Genomic DNA, 26,823 nt, shown 5'->3' with positions numbered 1-26,823 from the left:
AGCCATGAGCGACGTCGCCCCCACCCCCGAGACCGGCCGGATCCCGAACAAGGGCAAGCTGGCCAAGGACCTCAACGAGGTCATCCGCTACACCCTGTGGTCCGTCTTCCGGCTGAAGGACGTGCTGCCGGAGGACCGCGCGGGTTACGCCGACGAGGTCCAGGAGCTGTTCGACCAGCTCGCCGCGAAGGACGTGACCGTCCGCGGCACCTACGACGTGTCGGGCCTGCGCGCCGACGCCGACCTCATGATCTGGTGGCACGCCGAGACCAGCGACCAGCTCCAGGAGGCGTACAACCTCTTCCGCCGGACGAGGCTGGGCCGCGCGCTCACCCCGGTGTGGTCGAACATGGCGCTGCACCGGCCCGCCGAGTTCAACCGCTCGCACATCCCGGCGTTCCTCGCCGACGAGACGCCCCGCGACTACGTCAGCGTCTACCCCTTCGTGCGCTCCTACGACTGGTACCTGCTGCCCGACGAGGACCGCCGCCGCATGCTCGCCGACCACGGCAAGATGGCCCGCGGCTACCCGGACGTCCGCGCCAACACCGTCGCGTCGTTCTCGCTGGGCGACTACGAGTGGATCCTCGCCTTCGAGGCGGACGAGCTGTACCGCATCGTCGACCTCATGCGGCACCTGCGCGCCTCGGAGGCCCGGATGCACGTCCGCGAGGAGGTCCCCTTCTACACGGGCCGCCGCAGGTCGGTGGCCGAGCTGGTCGAGGGTCTCGCCTAGCCCCGCGCGGGGACGGGCTCCGGACGCGGTGCGCACGCCGCGCGCCGCTCCGGCAGCCGCCCCTCCAGCAGGTACGCCTCCAGGTGGCCGTTGACGCAGCGGTTGGTCCCCCAGCCGACCCCGTGGTTGCCGGCGTCCCGCTCGGTCACCAGTACCGACCCCCACAGCCGCCGGTGCAGCGCGATCGCCCCGTCGTACGGTGCGGCCGCGTCCCGCTCGGCCGCCAGGATCAGCGTGGGCGGCAGCTCACCGGGACCGGTCCGCACGTCGAGCGGCCGCTGCCGCGGACCCTTCCAGTACGCGCACGGCAGGTTCGCCCACACGTTGTCCCACGTCTCGAAGGGCGCGGTGCGCGCGAGCCGCGTGTTGTCGCGGTCCCACACCCGCCACTCGGTGGGCCAGGGGCCGTCGTTGCACTCGACGGCCGTGTAGACGGCGCTCGCGTTCTCCTGCTCGACGGCCCCCTCCGGGGACGGACCGGCGATCTGCACCAGCGGCTTCGGATCGCCCTTCAGATAGGCGGACAGGGCCAGGGCACGCTGCGGCCAGTGGTCGTCGTAGTACGCGGCCTGGAGGAACGCCCCGTGCAGCTGTCCCGGTCCCACCCTGCCCCCGGCGGGCCGGGCCGCCAGCCGCGCCGCCGCCCGCTCGTAGCTGCGCAGCACCTTCTCGGGGGTGTCGCCCAGCCCGTACACCGCGTGGTGCCGGGCGGTCCAGGCCCGGAAGTCCGCCCAGCGTCCCTCGAACGCGGCCGACTGGTCGAGGTTGTTGCGGTACCAGATCTGCTCGGGGTCCGGGTTCACCACCGAGTCGAACACCATCCGGCGCACGTGGGAGGGGAACAGGGAGGCGTACAGCGCCCCCAAGTAGGTGCCGTACGACGCTCCCACGAAGGTCAGCCGAGGCTCGCCGAGAGCGGCGCGCAGGACGTCGAGGTCGCGGGCGTTGTTGAGGGAGTGGTAGTGCCGCAGCGTGCTCCCGCCCCGCCGCGCACACCCCCGCGCGAACGCCTTGGCCCGCGCGATGCGTTCCTTCTTGTACGCCCCCGAGGGGTGCGTCGGTGCCGCCGAGGGCCCCCGGTGCAGTGTCCTCGGGTCCCGGCAGGACAGCGGCGCCGAGCGGCCTACCCCGCGCGGGGCGTACCCGACGAGGTCGTAGGCGGCGCCGAGCCGTTTCCAGTCCGGGAGGTAGCCGACGAGGGGGAAGAACATCCCCGAGGCTCCCGGGCCGCCCGGATTGAACACGAGCGCGCCCTGCCGGGCCACCTTCCTGCCCCGGGCGTCCTTGCCCTTGGCGCGGACCCGGCTGACGGTCAGTGAGATCTGTCTGCCGTTCGGGCGCGCGTAGTCGAGCGGTACCTTCACCGTCCCGCAGCGCACCCCGTCCGGCAGGCCCTCCGCCGCCGGACACGTCCCGAACCGGATGCCCTCGTCCGCGGCCCGCCGTGCCACCGGCCCGGTGAGCGTGTCCGTCGCGGCTGCCGGGGGAGCGCCGAGGAGACCGATCAGCAGCCCCGCCGCGACGGTCACATGGAGAACGGCAGCCCGCATGGCGAATCCCTCCGAAGCACGACAGCGTCACAGGGATGTTTGGTGCGGAAGGGGGCGAAAGTAAAGCACCGGCGGGCGGTGTCGCCGCCGCGTGCCCCTACGGTGTCACGGCTGTTCGAACGCCACGGTGTCACCGCTGTTCGAACGCCGCCCGCAGTTCGGGGGAGCCCACCGCCCCCACACCCCGGACGGCCACCGAGACCAGGTCCGGGACGTCGCCCTCGTTCCGTCCCAGCACCGCGTCGAGCACCCGGGTGCCCTCCGGCGACGCCCACCGCGTGCCCGGCGGCCCCTCGACCCGTGCGATGACCAGGCAGCTGAGCGTCAGCACCAGCGGCAGCGCGAACCACAGCGCCACCAGCGCCCGGTGTTCGGCGAACCCCTGCGAGGGCAGCATCAGCGCCAGCGCTCCGAGGCCGCACACACCGAGCGCGGCCCCCCGTACCTGGGTGACCGCGTCGGCCACGCCCGTGCGCGCGGCGTCCGGTACGGCCAGTCCCGCCGCGACGAGCCGGTCGGAGAGGTGCCGGACCGGCTCGGCGGCCGCGGCGGCCCGGCGTACGGGCGCTATCAGGGACTGTCCGTCCGGGCCTATCGCGCCGATGACGGCGCGTTCCATCGCGTCCCGGCCCACGGGGTCCACGACGGTCACCCAGCCGGTGTGGGCGAGGAGGAGCCGGCGCCGGCAGGCCATGGCGACGAGGGTGAGGTCGGCGACGCGCGCCGGGCCGCCCGACAGGAACGCCGCCTCGTACAGGGTGAGCCGGTGGCAGTGGTGGACGTGGTCCGCCCGGATGTCGTCGTCGGCGGCGGCCGCCCGCAGCGAGGTCAGGCAGAGGCGGGCACAGGAGACGCCGGCGGCGGCCCAGGCCAGGAGGAGGAAGAGGACCCAGAGCATGGCGTGTTTCTACGGGCCCGCCCGGAGCGGCCGCAGGCGTTGACCGGAATCCTGAGGGAAGGTTCCCGGTCTCGCCCGTTTGTACGCCGCCTCGGCCCGCAATTGCCAGGCCGTGAGGTGGCGTGCGGTGCTTCAGCCGTCGTCCGAGGGGCCGTTGGCGGCCGGTGGCAGGGAGTAGACCGACGGGGACGGGGAGGGGGTCACCGGGACCGGGGAGCCGGGGCCGGCCTGCCCGTCGGCCGGCGGGGCCGGGGAACTGGTCAGGGGCGGGGTGCTCGCGGAGGCGGTGTCGCGGGCGATCGCGTCGTAGTCGACGAGGCCGGTGGCCTCCAGGACCTTGATGTGGTCGAGGACGGTGGTGTTGGCGTCGTCGGCCAGGGCGCGGACCAGGGAGTTGCGGGTGGTGGCGCGGACCTGGGCGACCACGGAGAAGACCCTGCCGTGCGCCAGCCGCAGGATGTTGGCGAACTCGCGGTCGTAGCTCTCGCCCCGTGCCGCGTCCAGGGTGGCCAGCCACTGCTTCTGCTGGTCGTTGGGCTGGTTGGGCAGCGGCAGGTTCAGGCGCGCCGCGACGTCACGGACGCGGGCGTCGAGGAAGGTGTGCCCCTCGATGAGATGCTCGCCGGCGGTCCGTACGGCCGCGGTGGTGCCCTTCGTCTCGGCCTGCTGTCCGGCGGGCAGCTCCCACAGCCCGGCCAGCCTGACCTTCGTGATGAAGTCGCGGTCCAGGGCGGACAGCGGACCGTACCGCGTCGTCATGGTCGTCGCGTTGAGGACGCTGACGCCGGTGCCGGAGCGGTCCGCGTACGACCAGACCGGGAAGACCAGCGCGACGAGCGTCGCCGTCAGTCCGGCGACGATGAGTCCCGTACCACTGAAGAGTCCTCCCCTGCCCCTGGTGGTGCGCATGACGCCTCCTGCTCGCGGCACCGCACGCGGATGCGCGGCGGGTGCTTGTCGGCCTACGGACCGGTATGTTACTGCCCGGTCCGCGCCAACTGCCGTATGCGGAGGAACGGTTGAGGAGGGGGCAAAACCCGCCGAACGGGGCGTGCGATGTGCCGGACCAATCGGTTCCAAACGGGTCACACGCGACGGTAAACCCGTGCGGGGGACACGGGTCTGTTAATCGCAGCACACTCGGACGGGGCCCCGGCTCAGCGGCGCAGCAGCACCCTGCGGGTGGCGCGGGCCAGCCGGGCCGCGGGACGCCGCGACAGCGGGGCGGGGCCCGAGCGCTCCAGCCACCAGCGGCGCACCTCGCGCAGGACGTCCCCGTCGTCGGGGCGGCCGGTCAGCAGCACGTGCTCGGCGAAGGACAGGGCGTCGCGCCGGTAGCCGTCGGTCATCGGGTTGCCCTGCGCGTACGCCACGAACGCCGGCCGGTACGACGGGCCGAGGATCTCCGGCAGCTCCGGCGCCACCTTCGCCACGACGTCCGCCCGCTTGGCCGCGAGGGACCGTGCCTGGACGCCCAGCCGCACCCGGTCGAACCCCTCGGGCACCGGTGTCCCGGCGACCAGCGCGGACAGCAGCGCGGCCTGCGCGAGCCCGAGCCGCTGCCGGGCGACGGGCTCGGCCTCGGCCTCGGCGGCGGGCCCGGCCTCGGCGGCGGATGCCGTCCCGGCGACGAGGGACCCCGTCCCGGCGTCGCGCACCTCGGCCTTCTCCAGCACGCCCCGGACGGACGCCAGCTCCCGCTCCAGCTCGCCCGGCTCGGGGAAGTTGTCGTCGCGCTCCAGCAGGACACCCGGCGGGGTCACCCGGGAGGCGAGGTCGGCGAGGATGTCGAGGACCTGCGGGGGGACCGGGTGGGCGTGGCTGTCGTGCCAGACGCCGTCCCGCTCGAAGCCGCCCGCGACATGGACGTACGCGATGGCCTCGACCGGCAGCTCGTCGAGCGCCTTCGCGGGGTCCTCGCCCCGGTTCACGTGGTTGGTGTGCAGGTTCGCCACGTCGATGAGGAGCCGGACGCCGGTGCGGTCGACGAGGTCGTAGAGGAACTGTCCCTCGGTCATGTCCTCGCCCGGCCAGTTGATCAGGGCGGCGATGTTCTCCAGCGCGAGCGGCACGGGCAGCGCGTCCTGGGCGATGCGGACGTTCTCGCACAGCACGTCGAGGGCGTCCCGGGTGCGGGGCACCGGCAGCAGGTGCCCGGCCTCCAGCAGTGGGGACGCGGTGAGGGCGCCCCCGGCCCGGACGAACGCGATGTGCTCCGTCACGAGGGGGGCGCCCAGCGTCTCCGCGCGCTCGGCGAGGGAGCGCAGGCGCTGCTCGTCGGGGCGGTCGGCGCCGCCGAGGCCCAGGGAGACACCGTGCGGCACCACCGTCACGCCGCGCTCGCGCAGCCGCAGCAGCGACTCGTGCACATGGCCGGGACAGACGTTCTCGGCGACGGCCTCGACCCAGTCGACCCCGCCCGACCCCGCCATGCGCTCGACGGCGTCGGCGATCTCCGGCCGCCAGCCGATCCCCGTCCCCAACTGTGCGATCTGCTCCATCGTCCCCTCCACGGTCACATCGGCCACGGCTTCACCAGACCCTGTGCGTCTCCTCACGGCGGACCTGTGCTGCGGTGTGACGGAGTCATGGCCCCGGGACACGGGACCGAACCCCTGGGAGGGGACCTTCAGAGCAACATTTGAGCTTTCCGCTGAGCTTCTCACTGAGCTTTCGTCGAGCTGTGTGCCGAGCCCGCTACTGGACCGCCGGCTGGCCCTGGTCCTTGTTGATCTCCTCCGGGTCCGGGCGGCCGGTGGGCACCGCCGACTCGAAGGGCGACGGCTTCGACTGGGTGTCCGGGTTGTTGGACGGCACGGCGGGGGGCGCGGCCGGCGGCACCTGTCCGGCGACGGGCGGCGGCGGGCCGGTCGGGCTGGCCGTACCGGTGACCGAGTTCTGGGCGATGGTCGCGAAGTCGACCTCGCCGGTCGCCTCCAGGATCGTGATGTGGTCCAGCACGGTCTGGTTGGCGTCGGAGGCCAGCTGACGGATCAGCGTGTTGCGGGTGGAGTTCCGCACGGAGGCGATCGCCGGGAAGATCTTGCCGTGGGCGGTCCGCAGCAGGTTCGCCCAGACCTTGTTGTAGTCGGCCTCGGTCTTCGCGGCCGTCATCTGGTCCAGGAAGCCCTGCTGCTCCGCCGTCGGCTGGTTCGGCAGCTCGACGCCCAGCTTGGCCGCGATGATCCGGGACCGCTTGTCCAGGTCGGTGTGGCCCTTGATCAGGTGGTCCGCGGCCTCCCTGACGGACTTGCTGCCGCTGCGCTCCAGGGCCTGCTGCCCGGCCGGCAGCTCCCACAGTCCCGCCAGCCGCACGCGGATGAGCAGGTCGCGGTCGCCGGGGGTGAGCGGCCCCCACTGCGTGGTCACCGTGTCACCGGTGAGCGCGGCCGCGGCCGTCGCGTTGCGGTTGGGGTACGAGTAGAAGATGGGATAGGCGACCGCGGTGAGCGTGCCGGCGATCGCCAGGGCGACGAGGACTGAGCCCTTCGAGCGTCGCAAAAGAGCCTCCCGGAGGAAACCAACTGATCGTTGGGGTCTGACTGTTGCTTGGGGGTGCGGGGGTGACCGCTGGTGCGGAAGATGACCGCTGGGTGTGTCCGGTGGTCCGCGGCCTTCGCCCGGGGCGGGGCCGGGGACGGGTCAGATCGTGCCGTTGGCGATCGCGTCGAAGTCGACCTGGCCGGTCTTCTCCAGCATCGTGATGTGGTCCAGCACCGTCTGGTTGGTGTCCGAGGCCAGCTTGCGCACCAGGGTGTTCTCGGTCTGGTTCCGGATCGCCCCGACGGCCGGGAAGATCTTGCCGTGCGCGGAGCGCAGCAGGTTGGCCCACACCCGGTCGAACTGGTCGTCCGTGGCGTTGTCCATCTGCGCGAGGAAGCCCTGCTGCTGCTCGTTCGGCACGTTCGGCAGCTCGACGCCCAGCTGGGTCGCCACCGCCCGCACCCGCTCGTCGAGGTCCTTGTGGCCCACGATCAGGTGGTCCGCCGCCTCCTTCACCTTCGGGCTGCTCGACCGCGCCATCGCCTTCTCGGCGGCGGGCAGCTCCCACAGTCCCGCGAGGCGTACGCGGATGATGAGATCCCGGTCGGAGGCCGTCAGCGGCCCCCACTGGGTGTTCACCGTGCCGGCGGCCATGTTGGCCTGCGCGGTGCCCGAGCGGTCGGCATAGGACCATACGGGGAACGCCAGGGCGCCTACGGTGACGACGAGAGCCAGGCCGGCGATGAGCGAGCCGTTGAAACGCGCCAAGGTGATTCCTCCCGGATGATGCCAACTGGTCGTTGGGGCAGTTACGTGGCCAGTGCCGGAAGATACGCGCGGGGCGGCGGAGTTGTTCAACGGCCGGTGAACGGCCTGAGGAAGCCCGGTGGAGGCGGACACGATTCAGCGGGGCGCGGACGGGTGCGGTCCGGTGCGGGCGGCGAGGCGTCGGCTGTTCGGCTGCGGGTGGGTGGGGGCTGATCGCGCAGTTCCCCGCGCCCCTGAAAAGCAGGGGCTGCGCCCCGTGCTTTTCGTCCCTGAGCGGCCGTAGGCCCTCAAGGGGCGCGGGGAACTGCGCGACCAGCCCCCACCGCCCGCAGCCGGAGACGCAGGACGCAGCCCCTGGCGCAGGTACGGGTAGGGGGCCTCGGGTTCAGGTGCGCAGGGGGCGGTGATCCGCGACCACCGTGCTGGAGCCGGGGGCGACCTCGGTGAAGCCGGCGTCGCGGACGAGCGGGAGGCCGCTGGTGGTGAGGTTTTCCCAGAGGGACGGGGCGGCGGTGCGTACCGAGAGGGGGAAGCCCGCGTCCCGCCAGGCGGCGCGGGCCCGGTCGTCCAGGTCCCACCAGGCGAGCTGCGCGCCGTGACCGGCCTGGGCCATGGCCTTGCCCGCCGACATCTCCACTCCGGGGTTCAGCCAGAGCACCGGCGCGGCGGGGTCGGGCCCGGCCGGCGGTTCCGGGTCGTCGAGGTCCGTGCCCGAGACCTGGAGGCGGGCCAGATCCTTGGGCCAGCCGTCCAGCGGCACCGGCGGGAAGACGCGCACCTCCGCCGACTTGCCCGCCACGGTGATCCCCGGCAGCGCCTCGGCGCGCCGCCACTCCGCGCCCCGCGCCCGCCGGACCACCTTGCGGATCCGGGCGTCCTGCCAGCCGCGCATCGCCTCGGCCCACTCGCCGTCGCCCAGCGACCGCGCGTCGCTCAGCATCACCAGCACCGCCCGCGCCGCCGTCTCCAACGCGTCCGTACGCGCCGGAGGCGCCCCCCGCTCGATCCGCGCGACCAGGGGCAGGACGTACTGCGGCCCCTCGTCGCGCGAGGTCCGCTCGTCCCGGAAGGGGCTGTCCTCGGCGGCGGACGCCGAGGTGGCGGGGGCGGGGTCGGGGGTCGGGTCGCTCGTGGTCACCCGCCCAGTCTGCCAGGCGAAAAGGGCCCTGCCCCGCCCCGCACTCGCCCGTCTGTACGAGGATGGGGCCATGGAACGCGAGTTACTGCTGAGGCTGGATGGCGTCGGCCGCCGGTACGGATTCCGTGGCCCCTGGGTGCTGCGCGATGTCGACCTGGAGATCGCCCCCGGCTCGCTGACCCGGGTCGAGGGCGCGAACGGCACCGGCAAGTCGACGCTGCTCCGCGTCCTCGCCGGACTCGACGCGCCCACGGTGGGCCGCGCCACGGGGCGCCCGCGCACGGCGTACGTCCCCGAACGCTTCCCCGCCGCGCTGCCGTTCACCGCCGCCGAGTACCTCACCCACCTCGGCGCCGTCCACGGCCTCGACCGCGCGGCCGCGGCCCGCGCCGCCACCGAGTGGCTGGAGCGCTTCGGCGCCGCCGAGTACGCCCGGACACCCATGGGGGAGCTGTCCAAGGGCAGCAGCCAGAAGGTCGCCGTGGCGCAGGCCCTGCTCGCCGCGCCGGAGTTGCTCGTCCTCGACGAGGCGTGGACCGGTCTGGACGCCGACGCCCGGGAGGAGCTGGAGCGCGTGGTCGTCGAGCGGACCGCTGCCGGGGCCGCGGTGGTGTTCGTGGACCACGATCCGGGGCGGCTCGCGGGGGTGCCGGACGCGGTCTACACGGTGGTCGGGGGCGCGCTCGCGCTCCGGGAGGGAAACGGGACCGCACGGGCGGGTGCGGACGGCACCGCGGCCGTCGCCGCTGTCGTCGTCGAAGGGCGCGGCGTCTCGGGGCGTCAAGTGCCGGACGCGATAAGAGAGTTGGCCACAGAGGTCGAGGAGAGCGGCGCGGGGACCCACCGGTTCACCGTCCCGGCGGCGGCCTCGGACGCGCTGCTCAGGGCCCTGCTGGAGGCCCGCCCGCCCTGGCACGTGGTGAGCGTGGGCCCGGCACCCGACCCCGCGCCTCTGACCGCACCCGACTCCGCCGCCGCACCGGAACCCGCACCGCAACCCGCACTGGAAGGCGAACGCGCCTGATGAACGCCCTCCTCCGCTACCAGGCGGCCCTCCTCGTCCGCTCCCAGCGCTGGCTCCCGCCCGTCATCCTCTACGCGGCGTTCCTTGCCATCGGCGTGCAGAAGGGGCAGCCGGTGCTCGACTCGCTCGGCTACACGGCCGCCGCGCTGCTGCCCGTCGCCGCCTGGCTGATGCGGATCTGCGTCACCAACGAGCCGCCCGCGGCCCGCAGTTGTACGGGTGCGGCGGCCGGACCCGGCCGGGCGCACCTGGCCTGCGTCCTGGTGGCGTTCGCGGCGGCAGCCCTTCTCGGCACGGTGGCCACCGTCCTCGTCACGATCATCAGTGCCCCCACGAGCACGGACCACCAGACGCGCGTCGAGTCGCTCCCGGCGGCGGGCGCCGGCCTGCTGGCCGCGCTGGCCTGCGCCCTCCTCGGCACGGCCGTCGGCGCGCTCACGAACTGGCCCCTGCTCCGCTCACCGGGCCGGTCCGTGCCGACCCTGCTGCTGGGGGCGCTGCTGGCCCTGGTCGTGGCCGGCTCCCCGGCCCGGATCGCGGTCACCGCCCTGGTCGACGGCTCGCGGCGGGCGGCCGTCCCGGTCCCCGTCCTGCCGCTGATCGCGGCCGGTGTGCTCGCGGCGGCCGCGACCGCCGTGGCGTGCGCCCTGACGACCCGCCGCTCAGCCTGAACAGACGGCCCGCTCGGCCTCCCGCCACTCGCACACCGGGCAGAGCGTGATCCCCTTGTGGGACTCCGGGTACTCGGTGGGCTTCCGGCACAGGACGCACTCGGCGAAGGGCTCCGCCCCGTCCGCGGCAGGGGCGGACCCCTGAGCCGCGGTCGTCTCTTCGGCTCCGCGGTAGTCGCTCATCCGTCCAGCGTAGAACGACCGGGCGCGTCCCCTCAGCGCGCGACGGCCGCCGCGGCCGTCTCCGTCGCCGCCGCCGTGCCGACCAGGTCGGACACCTTCACGAACCGGTAGCCGCGGGCCCGGAGCACCGGCACGATCCTCCGTACGGCCTTCTCCGTGACCGGGGCGGCACTGCGCGTGCAGTGCATGACCACGACCGACCCCGGCCGCACCCCGTCCAGCACCTGCCGCACCACGTCGTCCGCGTCCGACGCGAACGCGTCGCCGCTCACCACGTCCCACTGCACCGCCGTCACCCCGGACGCGCCGATGCTGCGCAGCGCGCGGCTGTCGTAGCAGCCGCCGGGGAACCGGAAGTACGGCATCGGGTCCGTCACGCCCGCCTCCCGGAACACCCGGTAGGCGCGCTCCAGGTCGGCCCGCATCCGGTCCGGCGCCATGGTCGGCAGGCCGTGGCAGTCCTCGGTGAAGGCGTGATGGCTGTACGAGTGGTTCGCCACCTCGAACAGGGGGTCCCGCCCGATGGACCGCGCCTGGATCGGGTACTCCTCGACCCACCGCCCCGTCATGAACACCGTGGCCGGAACCTTCAGCTGCCGCAGCGCCGCGATCAGTTCCGGATTGTCGAACCGTTCACCGGCGGCGGCCCGCGCCCCCTGGTCCGCGGTCATGTCCGCGTCGAAGGTGAGCGCGACGGTCTTGTCCGCCGTCGTCCGCAGGCCGTGCTCGAACACCGGGGTCAGCCCGGCCGGGCCCGGCGCGAGCGTGGGCGGCCGGGACGCCGAGGGGTCGGCGGTGGCGGTGGCGGTGACGATGCGCGTCGAGGGCTGCGGGGTGCCACAGGCGGCGAGGGCGGCCCCGAGCACGCCGACCGCACAGAGCGCGGTGACTCTTCGTACAGGACTGATCACCGTACGAACGTACGGCGACGGGCTCGGCGGACGGCCGGTTCAGCCGCCGAACGACAGGGAGTCCGGCGCGAAGTCACCCGCCTGGGCGACGAAGGGTGCCCAGGCGGCGGTCGAGAGGACCAGCTCCGGGCTGCCGGGGACCTTGGAGTCACGGACGTGGACGGCGGAGGGGAGGGTGGCGACTTCTACGCAGTCGTCGCCCTGGTCGCTGCTGTACGTCGACTTTCGCCAGGCGAGCGCGATCTCTACGCAGCTGTCGCCTTCGGTGCCGCTGTAGCTGCTCTTGAACCAGGCGAGTTCGGGCCTGCTCATGACGCTCCTCGCAATCGCTCCAACAGCCCCTCGGAATCGGCGGGTGAGAGGGCCTGCGAGCGCAGTGTCGCATACCGCCGACAGAGCACACCGACCTCTTTCACGTCGGAGATCAGACGACCGCTTTTCTGCCCTTCCGCGTAGGCGTGACGTCGCCCGTCCGGCAACTCCACGAGTTGTAGGGGGCCGTCGAGGCAGGCGTGATGCCTGCTGTTCAACGGCATGACCTGCACGACGACGTTCCGCAGCCGGATGCGCTCCAGCAGATGGTCAAGCATCCCGCGTGTTACTTCCGGGCCACCCAACTCCCTTCGCAGGACGGCCTCTTCGATGATGAAGCTGAACGAGGTGTGGGGCAGTTCCCGGAACAGCCGCTGTCGTTCCATGCGGGCGGTCACCTGGGCTTCGAGTTGGTCGTCGGTCCGGGGCGGGATGCTCTCCCCGAACACCGCCCGCACATACGGCTCCGACTGCAACAGCCCCGGCACCAACCGGCACTCGTACGTACTCAGACTGACCGCCTGGCCCTCCAGCCGCGCCCACTTCCGGAACCACGAAGCCAGCCCCGGCTGCCGCGACAGATGCTTGCCCGCCCTCAGCAACGCCCCCGTCCCGCCCAGCACTTCGTCCGCCCGCTCGACGAACACCTCGTCCGCCATCCGCCTGCCCAGCTCGATCGAGGCGACCGTATGCACGCTGAACCGCACCAGCGGCGCGAACTGTTCCCTCGTGTGCCCGTGATGCTCCCGCAGGGCCTGCACGAACGCCCCGAACGTCTTCAGACTGTCGGACGGGTCGGGTTCCCAGTCGACGCTCATGCTCGGCCACCTCCGGGTGAGTCGGATCTCCCCACGATCAACTCACCCAGAGTCACGAACGGTTACGCGTACTGTCCATCGAACACGCATGTACGGCGACGCGCCGTACATGCGTGTTCCCCTCGGGTCAGGTGCGGCGCCACGGTCCCGTCACCGCGAACGTCGTCCCCGGGGTGTAGCAGTTGACGTACATCGTCCGGCCGTCGGGGGAGAACGTGACGCCGGCGAACTCGCCCCATTCCGGTTCGGCCGGGGTGCCAATGTTCTGCGCGTTGCGGGCCATGGCGTAGACCTCGCCGTGGCGGGTGACCCCGTAGACGTGCTGCGCGCCGTTGCCGTCCTCGCAGACCATGAGGCCGCCGGAGGGGGCGAGGCAGATGTTGTCGGGGGACTCGCCGGGGAGCTGGAGGTCGGTGTCGGGGCCGAAGGCGATCACCAGGGTGAGGGTGCGGTGGTCGGGGTCGTAGCGCCAGATCTGGCCGTAGTGGTCGGCGGCCGAGCCGTCCGCGCTGCGGGCGAAGGACGAGACGAAGTACACGCAGCGCCCGCCCCAGTAGCAGCCTTCGAGCTTCTGCGCGTGGGTGATGCCCTTGGGGCCGAAGTCCTGGTGGCGGATGGCCGTCGTCGTGGCCAGGGGGTCGGGGACGTCGACCCACTCGATGCCCTCGAAGCAGGCTCCGGGGTCCTGGATGGGGGACAGGTCCGGTACGCCGGGCACCCGCATCGCCTGGAGCCGGCCGCCCGCGCGGAGTGAACCGAGGCCGCCCTTGGGCTTCTCGGGCAGGAAGCGGTAGAAGAGGCCGAAGGGGCGCTGGAAGGCGTCCTCCGTCTCGTAGACCACACCGCGCTTGGGGTCGACGGCGATGGCCTCGTGCTGGAAGCGGCCCATCGCGGTCAGGGGCACGGCTCCCGAGCGGCGCGGGTCCGCCGCGTCCACCTCGAAGATGAAACCGTGGTCCTTGGTGTAGCCGTTGGTGCCGGCCCTGTCCTCGGTCTCCTCGCAGGTCAGCCAGGTGCCCCAAGGGGTGGGTCCGCCCGCGCAGTTGACGGCCGTGCCGGCGATGGCGACGCCCTCCGCGAGAACCTTGCCGCGGGCGTCGAGCGTCAGGGACGTACAGCCGCCCTTGCCCATCGGGTCGTAGGTCAGGCCCTCGACCGTGGGGACCGGGATGCGGCCGGTGTGCCGGTTCTCGTGGTTGCGGACGAGGTGGACCCGCCCGTGTCTGCCGGGGAAGGCGGACATGCCGTCGAAGTTGCTGGGGACCAGGCCCTCGCCGGAGCGCAGGGCGTCGCCCTCGCGGGAGAGGACCTGATAGCGGAAACCTTTCGGCAGGTCGAGCAGGCCGTTCGGGTCGGGGACCAGGGGGCCGTAGCCGGAGTGGCCGAGGTCGTTCTGTGCGGCGGCGGAGCCCGCGAAGAGTTCGGAGAGGGCTCCGGTGAACGCGATACCTGCGACGCCCGCGCCGGAACGGGCGAGGGCCTGACGGCGGGTCACTGACATGGGGGGACCTTCCTGTTGGCGGACAGGATGTGACCCGCCTGTGTGTACCACGCGGTCACGGCCACGTGAACCACGCGCGTAGAGGGAGGCGGAGGAGTCGGTCCCGTGTCACTCGGTCGGCGGGGGCGGGGACACGGGGGGCGGGGAGGGCGCCCGGGGCGGCTGGGACGGGTCCTGCGGGGGGCCTGCCTGGGCCCGTTCCAGGAAGCGGAGCAGTTCCACCGGGAAGGGCAGGACGAGGGTGGAGTTCTTCTCCGCCGCGACCGCCACCACCGTCTGCAGCAGGCGGAGTTGGAGGGCGGCGGGCTGCTCGGACATCTGCTGCGCGGCCTCCGCGAGCTTCTTGGACGCCTGCAGCTCCGCGTCCGCGTTGATGATCCGGGCCCGGCGTTCGCGGTCGGCCTCGGCCTGGCGGGCCATCGAGCGTTTCATGGTGTCGGGGAGGGAGACGTCCTTGATCTCCACGCGGTCGATGGTGACCCCCCACTCCACGGCCGGGCTGTCGATCATCAGCTCCAGGCCCTGGTTGAGCTTCTCCCGGTTGGAGAGCAGATCGTCGAGGTCGCTCTTGCCGATGATCGACCGCAGGGAGGTCTGGGCCATCTGGGAGACGGCGAAGCGGTAGTCCTCGACCTGGACGACCGCGTTCGCCGCGTCCACGACCTGGAAGTAGACCACCGCGTCGACACGGACGGTGACGTTGTCGCGGGTGATGCCCTCCTGGGCCGGCACGGGCATCGTCACGATCTGCATGTTGACCTTGCGGATACGGTCGATGCCGGGGACGACCATGGTGAACCCGGGGGTCCTCGGGGCACCGCGCAGGCGGCCCAGCCGGAAGACCACGCCCCGCTCGTACTGCTTGACGACCCGGGCGGCGGCCACGACGTAGACGACCGCGGCGGAGCCTACTGCCGCGGCGGCTATGAGCAGGGATTCCAGCATGACGACCCCCTTGAGTCGTCCCGTATCCATGGGATTACCACGATATGTCGGGGGTGGGGGCGTAGGCGAATGCCCGCTGGGCTCGGGCTCGGCTGTGGCTGGGCGGGGGTGGGTGCGTCCCCGGGGCTGTGGCTGGGCGGGAGTAGGAGGCGCTTGCCGCGCTCACAGGGTGCCGCCTGCGCCCACCCGTGCCGCCCCAGCGGCACGACTGCCCGCAGGTGGGGGCAGCCATGGCTGGGTCGGCGCGGGTGGGGTGGTTACGGCGTGGTCAGGGCCTTGCTGACGTGGCCTTTTCTGGTTCCGGCACCGTCATGCGCACCGGCTCCGTGCCGGTCGCGCTGTGGCGGGAGGCCCAGTTCTCCAGGGCCGTGCGGCAGGCATGGTCGAGGTGGTGCAGACCGGTGAGGTGCAGCTCCACCGGACGGTCCTGGGGCAGGGACTCCAGGTTGTCGAGGATCTTCGGCAGGCGCAGGAAGGTCGCGTTGCCGGAGAGGTACGCCTGGACGGGACCCGCGCCCTTGTCGATGACCTCCAGCCTGATGTGCGAGGCCTCCCAGGCGGTCTTGGCCACGGAGAGGGCCAGACCGATCAGCACGCCCTCGAACATGTTGACCGCGACGATCGCCACCGCCGTGGCCACCAGGATCAGCGCCTCGCCCCGGTGGGTGCGCCACAGGGAGACGACCCCGCGGAACGGGATCAGCTTGAAGCCCGCGTGGACCAGGATGCCGGCCAGGGCGGGCAGCGGGATCAGGGCGAGGGCGCCGGGCAGCAGGGCCGCGAAGAGCAGCAGCCAGACACCGTGCAGGACCCGGGACGCCTTGGTCCGCGCACCGGCCTGGAGATTGGCGGAGCTGCGCACGATCACGGCCGTCATCGGCAGCGCGCCCAGCAGCCCGCACACGGTGTTGCCCGCGCCCTGGGCCATCAGCTCCTTGTCGTACGCGGTGCGCGGACCGTCGTGCATCCGGTCCACGGCCGCCGCGCTGAACAGGCTCTCGGCGGAGGCGATGAGGGTGAAGGCGAGGATCGTGCCGAGGATCGCCACGTCCGCCAGCTGCCCGAAGGCGTCGAGGCCCGGCGGCTGGACGGCGTCCAGCAGCCCCTTCACCTCGACGTTCGCCACCGGCAGGTCGAAGGCCAGGGAGGCGAGCGTGGCCAGCAGGACCGCGGCGAGGGCGCCGGGGACCAGCTGGACCTTCTTCGGCAGCCGCTTCCATAGCACCATCACGGCGACGGTGCCCGCGCCGATCGCCAGCGAGGCGAGCGCGGTGGTGCTGCCCAGCGCCCCGACGAGGGCGCCGGGCAGGCCCGCGAGCTTGTCGAGGCCGGAGGCGGGAGCCTTCAGCCCGGCCGCCGCGTAGAGCTGGCCCGCGATGATCACGAGACCGATGCCGGCGAGCATGCCCTCGACCACGGAGACGGATATCGCGCGGAACCAGCGGCCCAGCTTCAGCGCGCCCATGGCGAGCTGAAGCAGACCGGCGGCGAGCACGATCACCCCGAGGGCGGGCAGCCCGAACTGGCGTACGGCCTCGAAGACCAGCACGGTCAGCCCGGCCGCCGGGCCGGAGACCTGGAGGCTGCTGCCGGGCATCATCCCGGCGACGAGACCGCCCACGATGCCGGTGACCAGGCCGAGTTCGGCCGGGACACCGGAGGCGACGGCGACGCCCACGCACAGCGGGAGGGCGACCAGGAAGACGACGAGCGAGGCGCCGAGGTCCTGTCGCAGATGGGGGAACCGGGATATGAGGGGGGACGGGGAGGATGCGGAAGACATGGGGGAGGTCCTGGAACTCTCGGAGGTCTGGTCGGTCGTCTCGGACACCTGGCCGTCGCTCACAGGGTCTCGAACCGGTCGGTGTCCGCGCGGTGTTCGCGCACGGCACCGGTGTGGACCTCGTAGTACCAGCCGCGCAGCCGCAGCCGGCCGTCGGCGAGGCGCTTCTCCACGCACGGGTAGGACCGCAGGCGCAGCAGCTGGCTGAGGACGTGGTTCTGCACACCGTCGGCGACGGCCGGGTCCTCCACGGCTCCCTCGGGGCGCGGGGTGGCGCGGGTCAGCCAGTCCCGGACGGCCGGTACGGCGTCCAGGTCGTCGCCGCGCACCAGGGCGCCGACGGCCCCGCAGTGCGAGTGCCCGCAGACCACGATGTCGGTGACGCCGAGGACCTCCACGGCGTACTCGATGGTGGCCGTCTCACCGGTGGGGCGGTCGGGGGCGTACGGGGGGACGATGTTGCCGGCGGTGCGCAACTCGAAGAGCTCGCCGGGGCGGGCGCCCGTGATCAGGGCCGGGACGACCCGTGAATCGGAGCAGGTGATGAACAGGACCTCGGGGGACTGGCCTTCGGCCAGCCTGGCGAACTCCTCAGGGCGCTGTCCGAAGGTACGGGCGTTGTCGATGAGGGGCTGCATGATGGGGTGACTCCTCCTGGCGCGCCTCGGCGGCGCGTCGGGCTCGCACGGCAAGGTGTGGGGGGAACGGGCTGACGTGACTCAGCAGCGGAAGACCTGGAGCGCGGCCGGGGTGGGGGCCGTGCGGGATCTCGCCGCCCGGTGGTGCCGGGGCGACGGAGGTTCGGACCGGCTCGTGGCCGCCGGGTCCTCGTCCCGCGACGGACGCGCGGGGGGACCGGGAACGGTGTGCGGTGCCGCGCGATGCCGGTCGCGGGTGCGGAGCGGACCGGTCGGGTCCTGAGCGGGTGCGCAGGTGCGGTGGGTGGCCGCCTTGTCACGCACCGGCTTCGCGGTGGGAGCGTTTCCGGGCTCGGCTTTGGCCTTGGCATGACCGGATGTGTGCGCGGCTGCGAAGGAAGCCGCGGGAGCGAAGAACGTGAGGGTGAGCAGGACGGCGGCGAGGACCGACAGGGCGGTCCGGGTCGTCGTACCACGCAAAAGGGGCCTCCTCCCTGGCAGTTCTCGCTGTCTCCCGCGCGTCCGCAGGTGCTCGACTTGGTCAACCGTTGGTCAATCGCTGGTCAAGAAACACGTTAACCCTGCAAAGTTGTTTGCTGGGTTAACTTAACGTTGCGAGCTGAAGAGAGCCTGAAAAGCGTAGGCGGGTTGGCCGAAATCGACCCTTGACCTGGGGGAGTTCGTCAGGGGCGGTGCGTGAAGGGGTGCTGGTGGAGTCAGTGCTCCACGAGTCGCTTCGCGTCGCGCGCGAGGGCGGTGAGGCGCGAGATGGCGCGGAAGTACTTCTTGCGGTAGCCGCCGTTCAGCATCTCCTCGCTGAACAGCCGGTCGAAGGGGAGCCCCGAGGCGAGCACGGGCACCTCGCGGTCGTACAGCCGGTCGGCGAGCACCACCAGCCGCAGGGCCGTGGACTGGTCCGGGACCGGCTGGACGTCGGTCAGACAGACCGCTTTCAGGCCGTCCGTGAGCGCGCCGTACCGGCTCGGGTGGACGCGCGCCAGGTGGTCCAGCAGATGCGGGAAGTCGTCGAGCGAGGCGCCCGCGGTGGCGTACGCCGCCTTGGTGACCTCCTCGTCGGAGTACGGCGCCGGGGCCTCGGGCAGACCGCGGTGGCGATAGTCCTCGCCGTCGATGCGCAGCGAGCGGAAGTGGGCCGACAGGCCCTGGATCTCACGCAGGAAGTCGACCGACGCGAACCGGCCCTCACCGAGCTTGCCCGGCAGTGTGTTCGAGGTGGCGGCCAGGGCCACCCCGGCGTCGACCAGCTTGCCGAGCAGGGTCGACACCAGGACGGTGTCGCCCGGGTCGTCCAGCTCGAACTCGTCGATGCACAGCAGGCGGTGCCCCGAGAGCGTCTGGACCGTCTCCTGGAAACCGAGGGCGCCGACCAGGTTCGTCAGCTCCACGAAGGTGCCGAAGGCCTTGAGCGAGGGCTCGGCCGGGGTGGCGTGCCACAGGGAGGCGAGGAGGTGGGTCTTGCCGACGCCGTAACCGCCGTCCAGGTACACGCCGCGCGGGCCCGCCGGGACCTTGGGGGCCTTCGCCCTGCCGAAGCCGAGGGAGCCGAGGAGGCCGCGCCTGCCCGCGCCGGTCGCGTGCGCCCCGCCGAGGCCCGCCGCGAAACCGCTCAGGACGCGGACGGCCTCGGTCTGGCTGGGCTGGTTCGGGTCCGGGAGGTATGTGTCGAAGCGGACCGCGTCGAAGCGGGGCGGCGGCACCATCTCGGCCACGAGCCGGTCCGCGGGGACATGGGGCTCGCGGGCGCACAGGGACGAGGGGCCCGCTTCGGGTATCGGGCCGATTCCGGACACGGTGGCTGAGGACGACGACACGGTTACCGAGTCTAAGGGTCATGCCAGACTGCACGACATGCGACGCCTGTTCCCTGTGACCGAAGAGACAGTGGCCCCGGCACCCGGCGCGGCCGGCGGTGCGGAGGCGGCCGCGGTACGGACGCCCGGCTCCGTCGACCGGGAGTGGAGCCTCGCCGAGCTGGCCGCCGCGTACGCCTATCCCGCGGCGGCGCCGGGCGGCCGGGAGCCGTGGCTGCGCGTCAACATGGTGTCCACGCTCGACGGTGCCGCCCAGCACGACGGCCGCTCGCAGCCGATCTCCAGCGACGCCGACATGCGGATCTTCGGCACCCTGCGGGGGCTCGCGGACGTGGTGGTCGTCGGCGCGGAGACCGTACGCCAGGAGGGGTACCGCCCGGCCCGGGCGCGCGAGGCGTTCGCCGAGGCGCGCCGGGCGGCCGGGCAGACGCCCGCCCCGGCCGTCGCCGTGGTGAGCGCGAGTCTGGACCTGGACTTCTCGCTGCCGCTGTTCGCCTCGCCGTCCGTCCCCACCCTCCTGCTGACCGGTGCCGCCGCGCCCTCCGACCGGGTGGCGGCCGCCGAGAAGGCCGGTGTCCGGGTCCTGGTCGCCGGGGACGGCACGGGGGTCGACCCCGCGCGCGCCGTACGGGCCCTCGCGGGCCTGGGACTGACCCGGCTGCTCAGCGAGGGCGGGCCCCGGCTGCTGGGCCAGCTGATCGCCTCCGACGTCCTCGACGAACTGTGTCTGACCGTGTCGCCGATGCTCACGGCCGGGGACGCCCAGCGGATCGCCGGAGGACCCTCCGTGCAGGTGCCCAAGCGCTTCGCGCTCGCCTCGCTGCTGGAGGAGGGCGGGTTCCTGTTCGGTCGTTACCGTCGTACGTGAAAGCGGGCGGAATCTTCCGTTCCGTTCAGCGTTCGCCGGGCACACTAGAACCCTGAGGAGTGAGGGCCGCGGGGCCCTCCGACGAGAAGGGCGCCTGTGGTGTCGTTCACCAGCGTATTGATGATCGAGAAGGCTCTGACGTCGGCGGACGTGGAGTTCGTCACGAACCTGCACGGCGACGAGCAAGCCTTCTTCCATGTGCTGCTCCAGCCCCGGGGCAATCAGGCCGACCGGCTGCTGCGGGCCATCGACGACCTCGCCCTCGGCGAACTGGACGAGGCGGCCCGTGAAGGGGAGACGCCGGAGGGGGAGCAGGCGCTCGACGCCGGGGAGCGGGCCCTGGAGGTGTCGTTGCAGGCGCTGCGGGGTGCCGGGAGCGAGGCCGAGGGCCGGCTGATCGAGGACCACCCGCTGGACGCGCTGAAGTCGCTGGTGGAGGAGGTGGGCGCCGATGAGGTGCTGGTGCTCACCGATCCCCATTACGTGGAGGAGTTCTTCCACCGGGACTGGGCTTCCCGGGCCCGGCACAAGGTCGGGGTGCCGGTGCTGAAGCTGTTCTCGCACAGCCGGGCGTAGCCGAGGCGCGCCCCGGAGGGCGCGGCGCCGGGCCACGGCTACAGGGGCGCCGAGGTGTGTGGCTAGGGTGGGGGCGCGCCTGCTGTGGGGCGTGGATCGTCTTCGTACCGTCGCTTGGAGAACAGACATGGCACCCGGACTGCCTTCCGCCATGGATCGGCCGCACTTCATCGGGATCGGTGGGGCCGGGATGTCCGGGATCGCCAAGATCCTGGCGCAGCGCGGGGCGAAGGTCGCCGGCAGCGACGCCAAGGAGTCGGAGACGGCCGAGGCGCTGCGGGCGCTCGGGGCGACCGTGCACATCGGGCACGCGGCGGACCACCTCGCGGACGACGCCACCTGCGTCGTCGTGTCGTCGGCGATCCGGGCCGACAACCCCGAGCTGGCCCGCGCCGCCGAGCTGGGGATCCCCGTGGTCCACCGGTCGGACGCGCTCGCCCGGCTGATGGACGGTCTGCGGCCGATCGCCGTGGCCGGGACGCACGGCAAGACCACCACGACGTCCATGCTGGCGGTCTCGCTGGGCGAGCTGGGGCTGAAGCCGTCCTACGCCATCGGCGGCGACCTCGACGTCCCCGGGTCCAACGCGCTGCACGGGGACGGGGAGATCTTCGTCGCCGAGGCGGACGAGAGCGACCGGAGCTTCCACAAGTACGCGCCCGAGGTCGCGATCGTCCTCAACGTCGAGCTGGACCACCATGCCAACTACGCCTCCATGGACGAGATCTACGCGTCCTTCGAGACGTTCGCGGGCCGGATCGTGCCCGGCGGCACCCTGGTGATCTCCGCCGACCACGAGGGCGCGCGGGAGCTGACCTCCCGGCTGTCCGGGGTGCGCGTGGTGACGTATGGCGAGCGCGAGGACGCCGACGTGCGGGTGCTGTCGGTCGTCGCACAGGGACTCAAGAGCGAGGTCACGGTCCTGCTGGACGGGCAGGAGATCACCTTCGCCGTGTCCGTGCCGGGACGGCACTACGCGCACAACGCCGTGGCCGCGCTGGCGGCGGGCGTCGCCCTCGGGGTGCCGGCGGCCGAGCTGGCGCCCGCGCTGGCGGCGTACACCGGGGTGAAGCGGCGCCTGCAGCTCAAGGGCGAGGCGCGGGGCGTCCAGGTGATCGACTCCTACGCCCACCACCCCACCGAGATGACCGCCGACCTGGAGGCCATGCGGTCGGCCGCCGGGGACGCGCGGATCCTGGTGGTCTTCCAGCCGCACCTGTTCTCCCGCACCCAGGAGCTGGGCACCGAGATGGGGGAGTCCCTGGCGCTGGCGGACGCCTCGGTCGTCCTCGACATCTACCCGGCCCGTGAGGACCCGATCCCCGGGGTCACCAGCGAACTGATCATCGAGGCGGCGCGGAGCGCGGGCGCGGACGTGACGGCCCTGCACGACAAGGCGGAGGTGCCCGGCACCCTCGCGGGAATGGCGAAGCCCGGTGATCTCGTTCTCACCATGGGCGCGGGTGACGTGACGGACCTGGGCCCGCAGATCCTGGACCGACTCTCCGAATGAGGGGCTGAGACGCATGTCGTACGACGTCGAGAAGCCGGACGAGCAGTGGCGCGCGGAGCTGACACCGGCCGAGTACGCCGTGCTCCGGCAGGCCGGCACGGAGCCCGCGTTCGTCGGTGAGTACACCGACACCAAGACCAAGGGCGTCTACTCCTGTCGCGCCTGCGGTGCCGAACTCTTCACCTCCGACACGAAGTTCGAGTCGCACTGCGGCTGGCCGTCCTTCTACGACCCGAAGGACACCGACGCGGTCGAGCTGCTGTCCGACCGCTCGCACGGCATGGTCCGCACCGAGGTGCGCTGTGCCCGGTGCGGCTCGCACCTCGGGCACGTCTTCGAGGGCGAGGGGTACGCCACCCCGACCGACCAGCGGTACTGCATCAACAGCATCTCGCTGACGCTGACCGCCGACGAGAGCTGACGACCGGACGGCGACCGGACGGCGACCGGCCTGTGGCGGGCCGGTCGCCGGGTGGCTCAGCCGCCGTGCAGGGCCGTGCGCAGTGTGCCCGTGGCCAGGGTGATCGCGGCCTGCGCGGCGTGTGTGCCGCGCAGGGCGTCGAGCATGACGAAGTCGTGGATGACGCCCTGGAAACGCACGGCGGTCACGGCCACGCCCGCCTCGCGCAGCTTGTTGGCGTACGCCTCGCCCTCGTCGCGCAGGACATCCGCCTCGCCGGTGATCACCAGGGCCGGGGGCAGGTCCCTGAGCTGCTCGACGCCCGCCCGCAGCGGGGAGGCGGTGATCTGGGCGCGCTCGGCCTCGTCGGCCGTGTACTGGTCCCAGAACCACTGCATGCCGTCGCGGCGCAGGAAGTAGCCGGTCGCGAACTGGTGGTAGGAGGCGGTGTCGAAGTTCGCGTCCGTCACCGGGTAGAACAGCACCTGCTGGACCAGCGGCACGTCACCGCGCTGTTTGGCCATCAGGGTCAGCGCGGCGGTCATGTTGCCGCCGACCGAGTCCCCGGCGACGGCCAGCCGGGTGCCGTCCAGGTCCTTGGAGGCGCCCTGCTCGACGACCCACCTGGCGACCGCGTAGTTCTGCTCGATGGCGACCGGGTAGCGGGCCTCGGGGGAGAGGTCGTACTCGGGGAAGACCACGGCGGCGTTCGCGCCGACGGCCAGTTCGCGCACCAGACGGTCGTGGGTGTGCGCGTTGCCGAACACCCAGCCCGCGCCGTGGATGTAGAGCACCACCGGCAGGACGCCCTCGGCACCGGCGGGCCGCACGATGCGCGCCCGCACACTGCCCGTCGGACCGCCCGGGACGGTGACCCACTCCTCGTCGATCTCCGGTTTCGCGATCTCGCCGGACTGCACCTCGTCGACCGCCTTCCGTCCCTCGGCGGGCGGCAGTTCGAAGAGGAAGGGCGGGTTGGCGGTGGCCTCCGCGAACGCGGCGGCCGCCGGTTCCAGGACCGGGCGGGTCGGCTCGAAGGTGTCGGACATGGGGATCTCCTGGTCTGGTGCGGTGTGTCTGGTGCGGTGTGTGCTGCGGTGCGTGTGCTGATGTGCGGGTGCGTCTGACGGGACAGGCGCGTGGCGGGCGGGTGTGGTGCCTCGTCCGCTTCCGGCGCCTGCTCAGGCCGGCAGGCTAGAAGCGGAAAGCCGTGGCCGATCGCCCGCCGGCGCACCGGAACCGGTCCGAGAGCGCACGGACCGGGTGAGCCGCCGCCGGTCAGGTCCGCCTGCCGGAGTGTCCCGCCGTGTCCCGCCACTCGCTCGGCGACATGCCGTACGCCGCCCGGAACACCCGGCTGAAGTGGGTGGCGCTCAGGAAGCCCCAGCGGCCGGCGACCGAGGCGATGGTGCGGCGGTTGCGCAGCCCCTGCACGAGGTCGCGGCGGCACTCCTCCAGGCGGCGGCGCTGGATCCAGCGGCCCACGGTCGTGCCCTCGTCCCGGAAGAGCTTGTGCAGATAGCGCACCGAGATGTGGTGCGCCCCGGCGATCACCTCGGGCGACAGGTCCGCGTCGGCGAGGTGCTCGTCGATGAACCGCACGACACGCGCCACCATCGGCGACCGGACGCCCGGCGTCCGCGCCACCTCCCGCCCGGACCGTTCCGTGGCGAGGGTGGCCAGCAGGTTCACGGCGTTGCGGGCGAGCATCTCGGCGACTGGGGGATCGGCGGAGACCGTGTCGGCCAGCTCGGACAGGAACGGCGACAGCAGCGTCCCCAGCCGGGAGGTCCGGGCGACCGGGGTCGCCACGACGCGCCGCAGATCGCCGTCCTCCAGTCCCAGTTCCTCGCGCGACACGAGGAACACCTTCAGCCGGCAGTGCGCGGGCAGATCCGGCGACGGCGGGTGGCCGGCGTCGTAGAAGCAGATGTCGCCCGGCCGGAGATGGACGTCCGGGATCCGCCCGGCGAGCGGGGCGCCGGTCCCGCCCACCCCCACCAGCAGATAGGTGCCGCCGGTCCGCCCGGTCAGCCGGTACGCGTCCGCCGCGGGCCGGCCGTCCCCGGGCAACGCCCCGGCCGCCCCGTCGAGGACGGCGACACGCAGGCCCGTCGTCTCCACGAAACCGGTGTCCGACCTGGTCATCTCTCTTCTCCTCCGGGGCAGTTCCAGCACGGCGTCAGCCACTGCCCTCGGAGCGTAGGAAGGGAGATGTGAAAAAAGAGTGACGGTGAAGTGCCGGCGGCCGCTACGGGGTCTGTGGACCTGCGCGATGGCCGTGGGCGGCCGCCAGTTCGGCGGCGAAGACGCGCAGCAGCTCGTGCTGGGCGTAACGGCCGGGCGCGCGCTCGGTGACGAGGTGGGCGTCGGCGAGTCCGTCCAGCAGGAGCCGGGCGCGACGGGCCGGGAGCCCGGCCAGCGCGGCGGCCGCCTCGGGGGTCAGACCGGGCCCCGGGTGCCGGGCCAGCAGGCGGAACAGCCGGGCGCTCTCCGGCGGCAGCCGGCGGTAGGACCGGGCGAACACGGTGCGCAGGTCGGGCGGTGCGCCGGGGTGCGTGCCGGGCTCACGCCCGTGGCCTGCCGGGTCGGTGGCGGCGTCGGGCCTCCTCGCCGGGGCGGCGAAGGCGTCCAGGGTGTCCCGGGTGCGCCGGAGCTCGCTCGCGAGGGCCGTGAGCGGGATGTCCGGGCCGGCGACCGCGTGGGCGGCGGCGATCGCCAGGGCCAGCGGCAGCCGGCCGCACCGGGTGACGATCTCGTCGGCCGCGCCGGGCTCGGCGGCCGGCCGGGCGGGACCGGTGTGCGCCGCCAGCATCGCGCGCGCGTCCGCCGCCGACGGCAGGTCCAGGCGCAGCGGATGGGTGCCCGAAGCGATCAGACCGGCCAGCCCGTGGCGACTGGTGACCAGGGTCAGACAGCCGGGCGAGGCCGGCAGCAGCGGCCGTACCTGCTCGGTGTCCGCCGCGTCGTCCAGCACCAGGAGCAGCCGCCGGCCGGCCAGCAGACTCCGGTACAGGCCGGCCAGGGAGTCCGTGCGCTCCGGCATCCGCGCGGCGGGCACCCCGAGCGCGGTGAGCAGCGCGCGCAGCGCCGCCGCCGGGTCCAGCGGTGCCCCTTCGGGGCCGGACCCCCGCAGCCCGACATCGAGCCGGCCGTCGGGGAAGCGCCCGGCCACCCGGCTGGCCCAGCGCAGGGCGAGGGCCGTCTTCCCGATGCCGGGCATCCCGCTGATCAGCACGGACGCGGGTGGGCCCGGGGCGGTCCCGGTGGCGGGGGCGGCCGCGTCCGTGATCTCCGCCAGACGGCCGAGTTCGGCACGCCGTCCGACGAACACCGGTGACGGGAGCGGTAGTTGCCCGGTTACGGTCGTGGCGGTCGTGGCGGTCGTGGCGGTCGTGGCAGCCGACGGGTGGGGTGCCGGTGTGCGCGGGGAAGGACCCGACGGCGCGGGGGGTGCGGGCGGCCGGAGGGTCGCCCGGTCCGGACCCGTCGTCGCACGCGACCGGGTCGGCCCCCACTCCTGGCGGAGCACCCTGCCGTGCGCCGCGACGAGTTCCGCGCCGGGCGCCACCCCCAACTCCTCGGCCAGCAGCCGTCGTACGCGGTCGTACGCGGCCAGCGCCTCCGCCTGGAGGCCGGAGGCGGCCAGGGCCATGACGAGCGCGGCCTGCAACGACTCGTCCAGCGGGTCGCGTTCGAGGGCCTGCCGCAGCCGGGGCAGCACCTGCTCACTGCCACCGCTCAGGAGCGCCGCGTCGGCGGCCATCCGTGCCGTGGCGGCCAACTCGCGTTCCACTTCCGCGAAGACGGCGTGCTCCCGTACGGCGGCGGGCACCCCCATCCCCACCGGGCCCCGCCACTCGCCGAGCGCGTCCACGAAGTGCCGTGACGCCACCTCCGAACGCCCGGTGGCCGCCGCCCGCTTGCCCCGTTTCGTGAGCGCGCGGAACCGCAGCAGATCGACCTCGTCCTCGGCCGCCTCCAGCACATAGCCCCCGGCGCCGCGCAGCAGCCGCCGTCCGGGTGCCCGGGGCGGCAGCCCGGGTTCGAGCAGCCGCCGCAGCGAACCGGCGTACCGGCGCACCACGTTGCGCGCGCTGGCCGGTGCCCGCTCCGGCCACAGCACGTCCACGATCTCGCCCGCCGGCACCGGCCGGCCGGCCCTGACCACCAGCAGGGCCAGGAGCGCCCGTTGCTGGGGGAACCCGAGGTCGAGTTCCGCCCCGCCCCGGCGGACCCTGAGCGGCCCCAGCACCTCGAACCGCATCAACGACA

At 73.0% G+C, this 26,823-nt stretch carries 27 protein-coding genes; 7 read left to right on the top strand and 20 right to left on the bottom strand.

The genetic code is table 11. From position 1 onward, the window contains the following. Positions 1 to 4: 4 nt before the first annotated feature. Positions 5 to 736 carry a hydrogen peroxide-dependent heme synthase gene (gene hemQ, locus PYR72_RS13685; RefSeq protein ID WP_059079725.1) on the top strand — a complete coding sequence of 244 codons (732 nt, stop codon included), beginning with the start codon at positions 5 to 7 and terminating at the stop codon, positions 734 to 736. Here the strand turns inward: hemQ and PYR72_RS13680 are convergent. From PYR72_RS13680 to PYR72_RS13650, 7 genes are all read right to left on the bottom strand, one after another. Continuing rightward, complete coding sequence (locus PYR72_RS13680; protein ID WP_275455610.1) at positions 733 to 2,286, bottom strand: alpha/beta hydrolase; 1,554 nt, start codon at positions 2,284 to 2,286, stop codon at positions 733 to 735. The two genes, hemQ and PYR72_RS13680, sit on opposite strands and share 4 nt — an antisense overlap. Before the next feature lie 130 nt (positions 2,287 to 2,416). After that, positions 2,417 to 3,184 (bottom strand): TIGR04222 domain-containing membrane protein, encoded by a 768-nt coding sequence (locus tag PYR72_RS13675; RefSeq protein WP_275455609.1) that lies wholly within the window; start codon positions 3,182 to 3,184, stop codon positions 2,417 to 2,419. 132 nt (positions 3,185 to 3,316) lie between these two features. Continuing rightward, on the bottom strand, positions 3,317 to 4,093 hold the full coding sequence (locus PYR72_RS13670; RefSeq protein WP_275455608.1) for a DUF4142 domain-containing protein: 777 nt from the start codon (positions 4,091 to 4,093) through the stop codon (positions 3,317 to 3,319). Positions 4,094 to 4,341: 248 nt separating this feature from the next. Continuing rightward, positions 4,342 to 5,685, bottom strand: a complete 1,344-nt coding sequence (locus tag PYR72_RS13665; protein ID WP_275455607.1) for a DUF692 domain-containing protein — start codon at positions 5,683 to 5,685, stop codon at positions 4,342 to 4,344. Between the two features lie 196 nt (positions 5,686 to 5,881). Beyond that, entirely contained in the window at positions 5,882 to 6,685 is an 804-nt protein-coding gene (locus tag PYR72_RS13660; RefSeq protein ID WP_275455606.1) for a DUF4142 domain-containing protein, read from the bottom strand. 141 nt (positions 6,686 to 6,826) lie between these two features. Next, positions 6,827 to 7,435 (bottom strand): DUF4142 domain-containing protein, encoded by a 609-nt coding sequence (locus PYR72_RS13655; RefSeq protein WP_275455605.1) that lies wholly within the window; start codon positions 7,433 to 7,435, stop codon positions 6,827 to 6,829. Between the two features lie 385 nt (positions 7,436 to 7,820). Next, positions 7,821 to 8,573: an aminoacyl-tRNA hydrolase gene (locus tag PYR72_RS13650; protein WP_275455604.1), complete on the bottom strand. Its 753-nt coding sequence runs from the start codon at positions 8,571 to 8,573 to the stop codon at positions 7,821 to 7,823. A 70-nt stretch (positions 8,574 to 8,643) separates the two neighbouring features. Between PYR72_RS13650 and PYR72_RS13645 the strand changes: the two genes are divergently transcribed. Both PYR72_RS13645 and PYR72_RS13640 read left to right on the top strand, forming a co-directional pair. Continuing rightward, positions 8,644 to 9,597 carry an ATP-binding cassette domain-containing protein gene (locus tag PYR72_RS13645; protein WP_275455603.1) on the top strand — a complete coding sequence of 318 codons (954 nt, stop codon included), beginning with the start codon at positions 8,644 to 8,646 and terminating at the stop codon, positions 9,595 to 9,597. Further along, on the top strand, positions 9,597 to 10,268 hold the full coding sequence (locus tag PYR72_RS13640) for an ABC transporter (protein ID WP_275455602.1): 672 nt from the start codon (positions 9,597 to 9,599) through the stop codon (positions 10,266 to 10,268). The genes PYR72_RS13645 and PYR72_RS13640 overlap by 1 nt, the downstream gene beginning before the upstream one ends. Here PYR72_RS13640 and PYR72_RS13635 read toward each other — a convergent pair. The 10 genes from PYR72_RS13635 to zapE all read right to left on the bottom strand — a co-directional run bounded on the left by PYR72_RS13635 (position 10,260) and on the right by zapE (position 19,191). Beyond that, the gene (locus tag PYR72_RS13635; RefSeq protein WP_275455601.1) at positions 10,260 to 10,451 is read right to left on the bottom strand and encodes a hypothetical protein; all 192 of its coding nucleotides are present in this window, start codon (positions 10,449 to 10,451) and stop codon (positions 10,260 to 10,262) included. The two genes, PYR72_RS13640 and PYR72_RS13635, sit on opposite strands and share 9 nt — an antisense overlap. A 32-nt stretch (positions 10,452 to 10,483) precedes the next feature. Beyond that, positions 10,484 to 11,362 carry a polysaccharide deacetylase family protein gene (locus tag PYR72_RS13630; protein ID WP_275455600.1) on the bottom strand — a complete coding sequence of 293 codons (879 nt, stop codon included), beginning with the start codon at positions 11,360 to 11,362 and terminating at the stop codon, positions 10,484 to 10,486. A 39-nt stretch (positions 11,363 to 11,401) separates the two neighbouring features. Continuing rightward, positions 11,402 to 11,674, bottom strand: coding sequence for a DUF397 domain-containing protein (locus tag PYR72_RS13625; protein ID WP_275455599.1), 273 nt, complete (start codon positions 11,672 to 11,674; stop codon positions 11,402 to 11,404). Continuing rightward, positions 11,671 to 12,492 carry a helix-turn-helix transcriptional regulator gene (locus tag PYR72_RS13620; protein ID WP_275455598.1) on the bottom strand — a complete coding sequence of 274 codons (822 nt, stop codon included), beginning with the start codon at positions 12,490 to 12,492 and terminating at the stop codon, positions 11,671 to 11,673. Before PYR72_RS13620 ends, PYR72_RS13625 begins: the two co-directional genes overlap by 4 nt. A gap of 127 nt (positions 12,493 to 12,619) precedes the next feature. Then, the gene (locus PYR72_RS13615; RefSeq protein ID WP_275455597.1) at positions 12,620 to 13,993 is read right to left on the bottom strand and encodes a PhoX family protein; all 1,374 of its coding nucleotides are present in this window, start codon (positions 13,991 to 13,993) and stop codon (positions 12,620 to 12,622) included. A gap of 108 nt (positions 13,994 to 14,101) precedes the next feature. After that, positions 14,102 to 14,938, bottom strand: a complete 837-nt coding sequence (locus PYR72_RS13610) for a slipin family protein (RefSeq protein WP_275460406.1) — start codon at positions 14,936 to 14,938, stop codon at positions 14,102 to 14,104. A 268-nt stretch (positions 14,939 to 15,206) separates the two neighbouring features. Beyond that, positions 15,207 to 16,721, bottom strand: coding sequence for a SulP family inorganic anion transporter (locus PYR72_RS13605; protein WP_275455596.1), 1,515 nt, complete (start codon positions 16,719 to 16,721; stop codon positions 15,207 to 15,209). Between the two features lie 59 nt (positions 16,722 to 16,780). Then, positions 16,781 to 17,359: a carbonic anhydrase gene (locus PYR72_RS13600; protein ID WP_059079787.1), complete on the bottom strand. Its 579-nt coding sequence runs from the start codon at positions 17,357 to 17,359 to the stop codon at positions 16,781 to 16,783. 81 nt (positions 17,360 to 17,440) lie between these two features. Further along, positions 17,441 to 17,839, bottom strand: coding sequence for a hypothetical protein (locus PYR72_RS13595; RefSeq protein WP_275455595.1), 399 nt, complete (start codon positions 17,837 to 17,839; stop codon positions 17,441 to 17,443). 236 nt (positions 17,840 to 18,075) lie between these two features. Continuing rightward, positions 18,076 to 19,191 (bottom strand): cell division protein ZapE, encoded by a 1,116-nt coding sequence (gene zapE / locus PYR72_RS13590; RefSeq protein WP_275455594.1) that lies wholly within the window; start codon positions 19,189 to 19,191, stop codon positions 18,076 to 18,078. A 37-nt stretch (positions 19,192 to 19,228) separates the two neighbouring features. Here zapE and PYR72_RS13585 point away from each other — a divergent pair, with 37 nt between their 5' ends. The 4 genes from PYR72_RS13585 to msrB all read left to right on the top strand — a co-directional run bounded on the left by PYR72_RS13585 (position 19,229) and on the right by msrB (position 22,569). Then, the gene (locus PYR72_RS13585) at positions 19,229 to 20,059 is read left to right on the top strand and encodes a pyrimidine reductase family protein (RefSeq protein WP_275455593.1); all 831 of its coding nucleotides are present in this window, start codon (positions 19,229 to 19,231) and stop codon (positions 20,057 to 20,059) included. A gap of 120 nt (positions 20,060 to 20,179) precedes the next feature. Beyond that, complete coding sequence (locus PYR72_RS13580; RefSeq protein ID WP_275460405.1) at positions 20,180 to 20,635, top strand: indole-3-glycerol phosphate synthase; 456 nt, start codon at positions 20,180 to 20,182, stop codon at positions 20,633 to 20,635. A 127-nt stretch (positions 20,636 to 20,762) separates the two neighbouring features. Continuing rightward, positions 20,763 to 22,148 (top strand): UDP-N-acetylmuramate--L-alanine ligase, encoded by a 1,386-nt coding sequence (gene murC / locus PYR72_RS13575; protein WP_275455592.1) that lies wholly within the window; start codon positions 20,763 to 20,765, stop codon positions 22,146 to 22,148. Between the two features lie 13 nt (positions 22,149 to 22,161). Further along, the gene (gene msrB, locus PYR72_RS13570; protein WP_012999892.1) at positions 22,162 to 22,569 is read left to right on the top strand and encodes a peptide-methionine (R)-S-oxide reductase MsrB; all 408 of its coding nucleotides are present in this window, start codon (positions 22,162 to 22,164) and stop codon (positions 22,567 to 22,569) included. Positions 22,570 to 22,625: 56 nt separating this feature from the next. On the opposite strand, the gene PYR72_RS13565 is transcribed toward msrB, so the two are convergent. The 3 genes from PYR72_RS13565 to PYR72_RS13555 form a co-directional block, all read right to left on the bottom strand. Further along, positions 22,626 to 23,597 (bottom strand): alpha/beta hydrolase, encoded by a 972-nt coding sequence (locus tag PYR72_RS13565; protein ID WP_275455591.1) that lies wholly within the window; start codon positions 23,595 to 23,597, stop codon positions 22,626 to 22,628. A 229-nt stretch (positions 23,598 to 23,826) separates the two neighbouring features. Next, the gene (locus PYR72_RS13560; protein ID WP_275455590.1) at positions 23,827 to 24,696 is read right to left on the bottom strand and encodes a helix-turn-helix domain-containing protein; all 870 of its coding nucleotides are present in this window, start codon (positions 24,694 to 24,696) and stop codon (positions 23,827 to 23,829) included. Positions 24,697 to 24,799: 103 nt separating this feature from the next. Then, complete coding sequence (locus PYR72_RS13555; protein ID WP_275455589.1) at positions 24,800 to 26,815, bottom strand: BTAD domain-containing putative transcriptional regulator; 2,016 nt, start codon at positions 26,813 to 26,815, stop codon at positions 24,800 to 24,802. Between the last annotated feature and the right edge of the window lie 8 nt (positions 26,816 to 26,823).

Source organism: Streptomyces sp. VNUA24, assembly GCF_029167005.1.
GTDB classification, from domain to species: Bacteria; Actinomycetota; Actinomycetes; order Streptomycetales; family Streptomycetaceae; genus Streptomyces; species Streptomyces scabiei.
Note: the sequence above shows the minus strand (reverse complement) of the source record. Positions and strands in the feature narration are given on the sequence as shown.

Excerpts from the sequence above, each read along its gene's own strand:
- PYR72_RS13605 (WP_275455596.1), bottom strand. The coding sequence starts at position 16,721 with ATGTCTTCCGCATCCTCCCCGTCCCCCCTCATATCCCGGTTCCCCCAT.
- PYR72_RS13635 (WP_275455601.1), bottom strand. The coding sequence starts at position 10,451 with ATGAGCGACTACCGCGGAGCCGAAGAGACGACCGCGGCTCAGGGGTCC.
- PYR72_RS13670 (WP_275455608.1), bottom strand. The coding sequence starts at position 4,093 with ATGCGCACCACCAGGGGCAGGGGAGGACTCTTCAGTGGTACGGGACTC.
- PYR72_RS13565 (WP_275455591.1), bottom strand. The coding sequence starts at position 23,597 with ATGTCCGACACCTTCGAGCCGACCCGCCCGGTCCTGGAACCGGCGGCC.
- PYR72_RS13610 (WP_275460406.1), bottom strand. The coding sequence starts at position 14,938 with ATGCTGGAATCCCTGCTCATAGCCGCCGCGGCAGTAGGCTCCGCCGCG.
- murC (WP_275455592.1), top strand. The coding sequence starts at position 20,763 with ATGGCACCCGGACTGCCTTCCGCCATGGATCGGCCGCACTTCATCGGG.
- PYR72_RS13620 (WP_275455598.1), bottom strand. The coding sequence starts at position 12,492 with ATGAGCGTCGACTGGGAACCCGACCCGTCCGACAGTCTGAAGACGTTC.
- hemQ (WP_059079725.1), top strand. The coding sequence starts at position 5 with ATGAGCGACGTCGCCCCCACCCCCGAGACCGGCCGGATCCCGAACAAG.
- PYR72_RS13645 (WP_275455603.1), top strand. The coding sequence starts at position 8,644 with ATGGAACGCGAGTTACTGCTGAGGCTGGATGGCGTCGGCCGCCGGTAC.
- PYR72_RS13640 (WP_275455602.1), top strand. The coding sequence starts at position 9,597 with ATGAACGCCCTCCTCCGCTACCAGGCGGCCCTCCTCGTCCGCTCCCAG.
- PYR72_RS13600 (WP_059079787.1), bottom strand. The coding sequence starts at position 17,359 with ATGCAGCCCCTCATCGACAACGCCCGTACCTTCGGACAGCGCCCTGAG.
- PYR72_RS13665 (WP_275455607.1), bottom strand. The coding sequence starts at position 5,685 with ATGGAGCAGATCGCACAGTTGGGGACGGGGATCGGCTGGCGGCCGGAG.
- PYR72_RS13585 (WP_275455593.1), top strand. The coding sequence starts at position 19,229 with ATGCGACGCCTGTTCCCTGTGACCGAAGAGACAGTGGCCCCGGCACCC.
- PYR72_RS13680 (WP_275455610.1), bottom strand. The coding sequence starts at position 2,286 with ATGCGGGCTGCCGTTCTCCATGTGACCGTCGCGGCGGGGCTGCTGATC.
- PYR72_RS13560 (WP_275455590.1), bottom strand. The coding sequence starts at position 24,696 with ATGACCAGGTCGGACACCGGTTTCGTGGAGACGACGGGCCTGCGTGTC.
- PYR72_RS13615 (WP_275455597.1), bottom strand. The coding sequence starts at position 13,993 with ATGTCAGTGACCCGCCGTCAGGCCCTCGCCCGTTCCGGCGCGGGCGTC.
- PYR72_RS13675 (WP_275455609.1), bottom strand. The coding sequence starts at position 3,184 with ATGCTCTGGGTCCTCTTCCTCCTCCTGGCCTGGGCCGCCGCCGGCGTC.
- PYR72_RS13555 (WP_275455589.1), bottom strand. The coding sequence starts at position 26,815 with ATGCGGTTCGAGGTGCTGGGGCCGCTCAGGGTCCGCCGGGGCGGGGCG.
- PYR72_RS13580 (WP_275460405.1), top strand. The coding sequence starts at position 20,180 with ATGATCGAGAAGGCTCTGACGTCGGCGGACGTGGAGTTCGTCACGAAC.
- PYR72_RS13625 (WP_275455599.1), bottom strand. The coding sequence starts at position 11,674 with ATGAGCAGGCCCGAACTCGCCTGGTTCAAGAGCAGCTACAGCGGCACC.
- msrB (WP_012999892.1), top strand. The coding sequence starts at position 22,162 with ATGTCGTACGACGTCGAGAAGCCGGACGAGCAGTGGCGCGCGGAGCTG.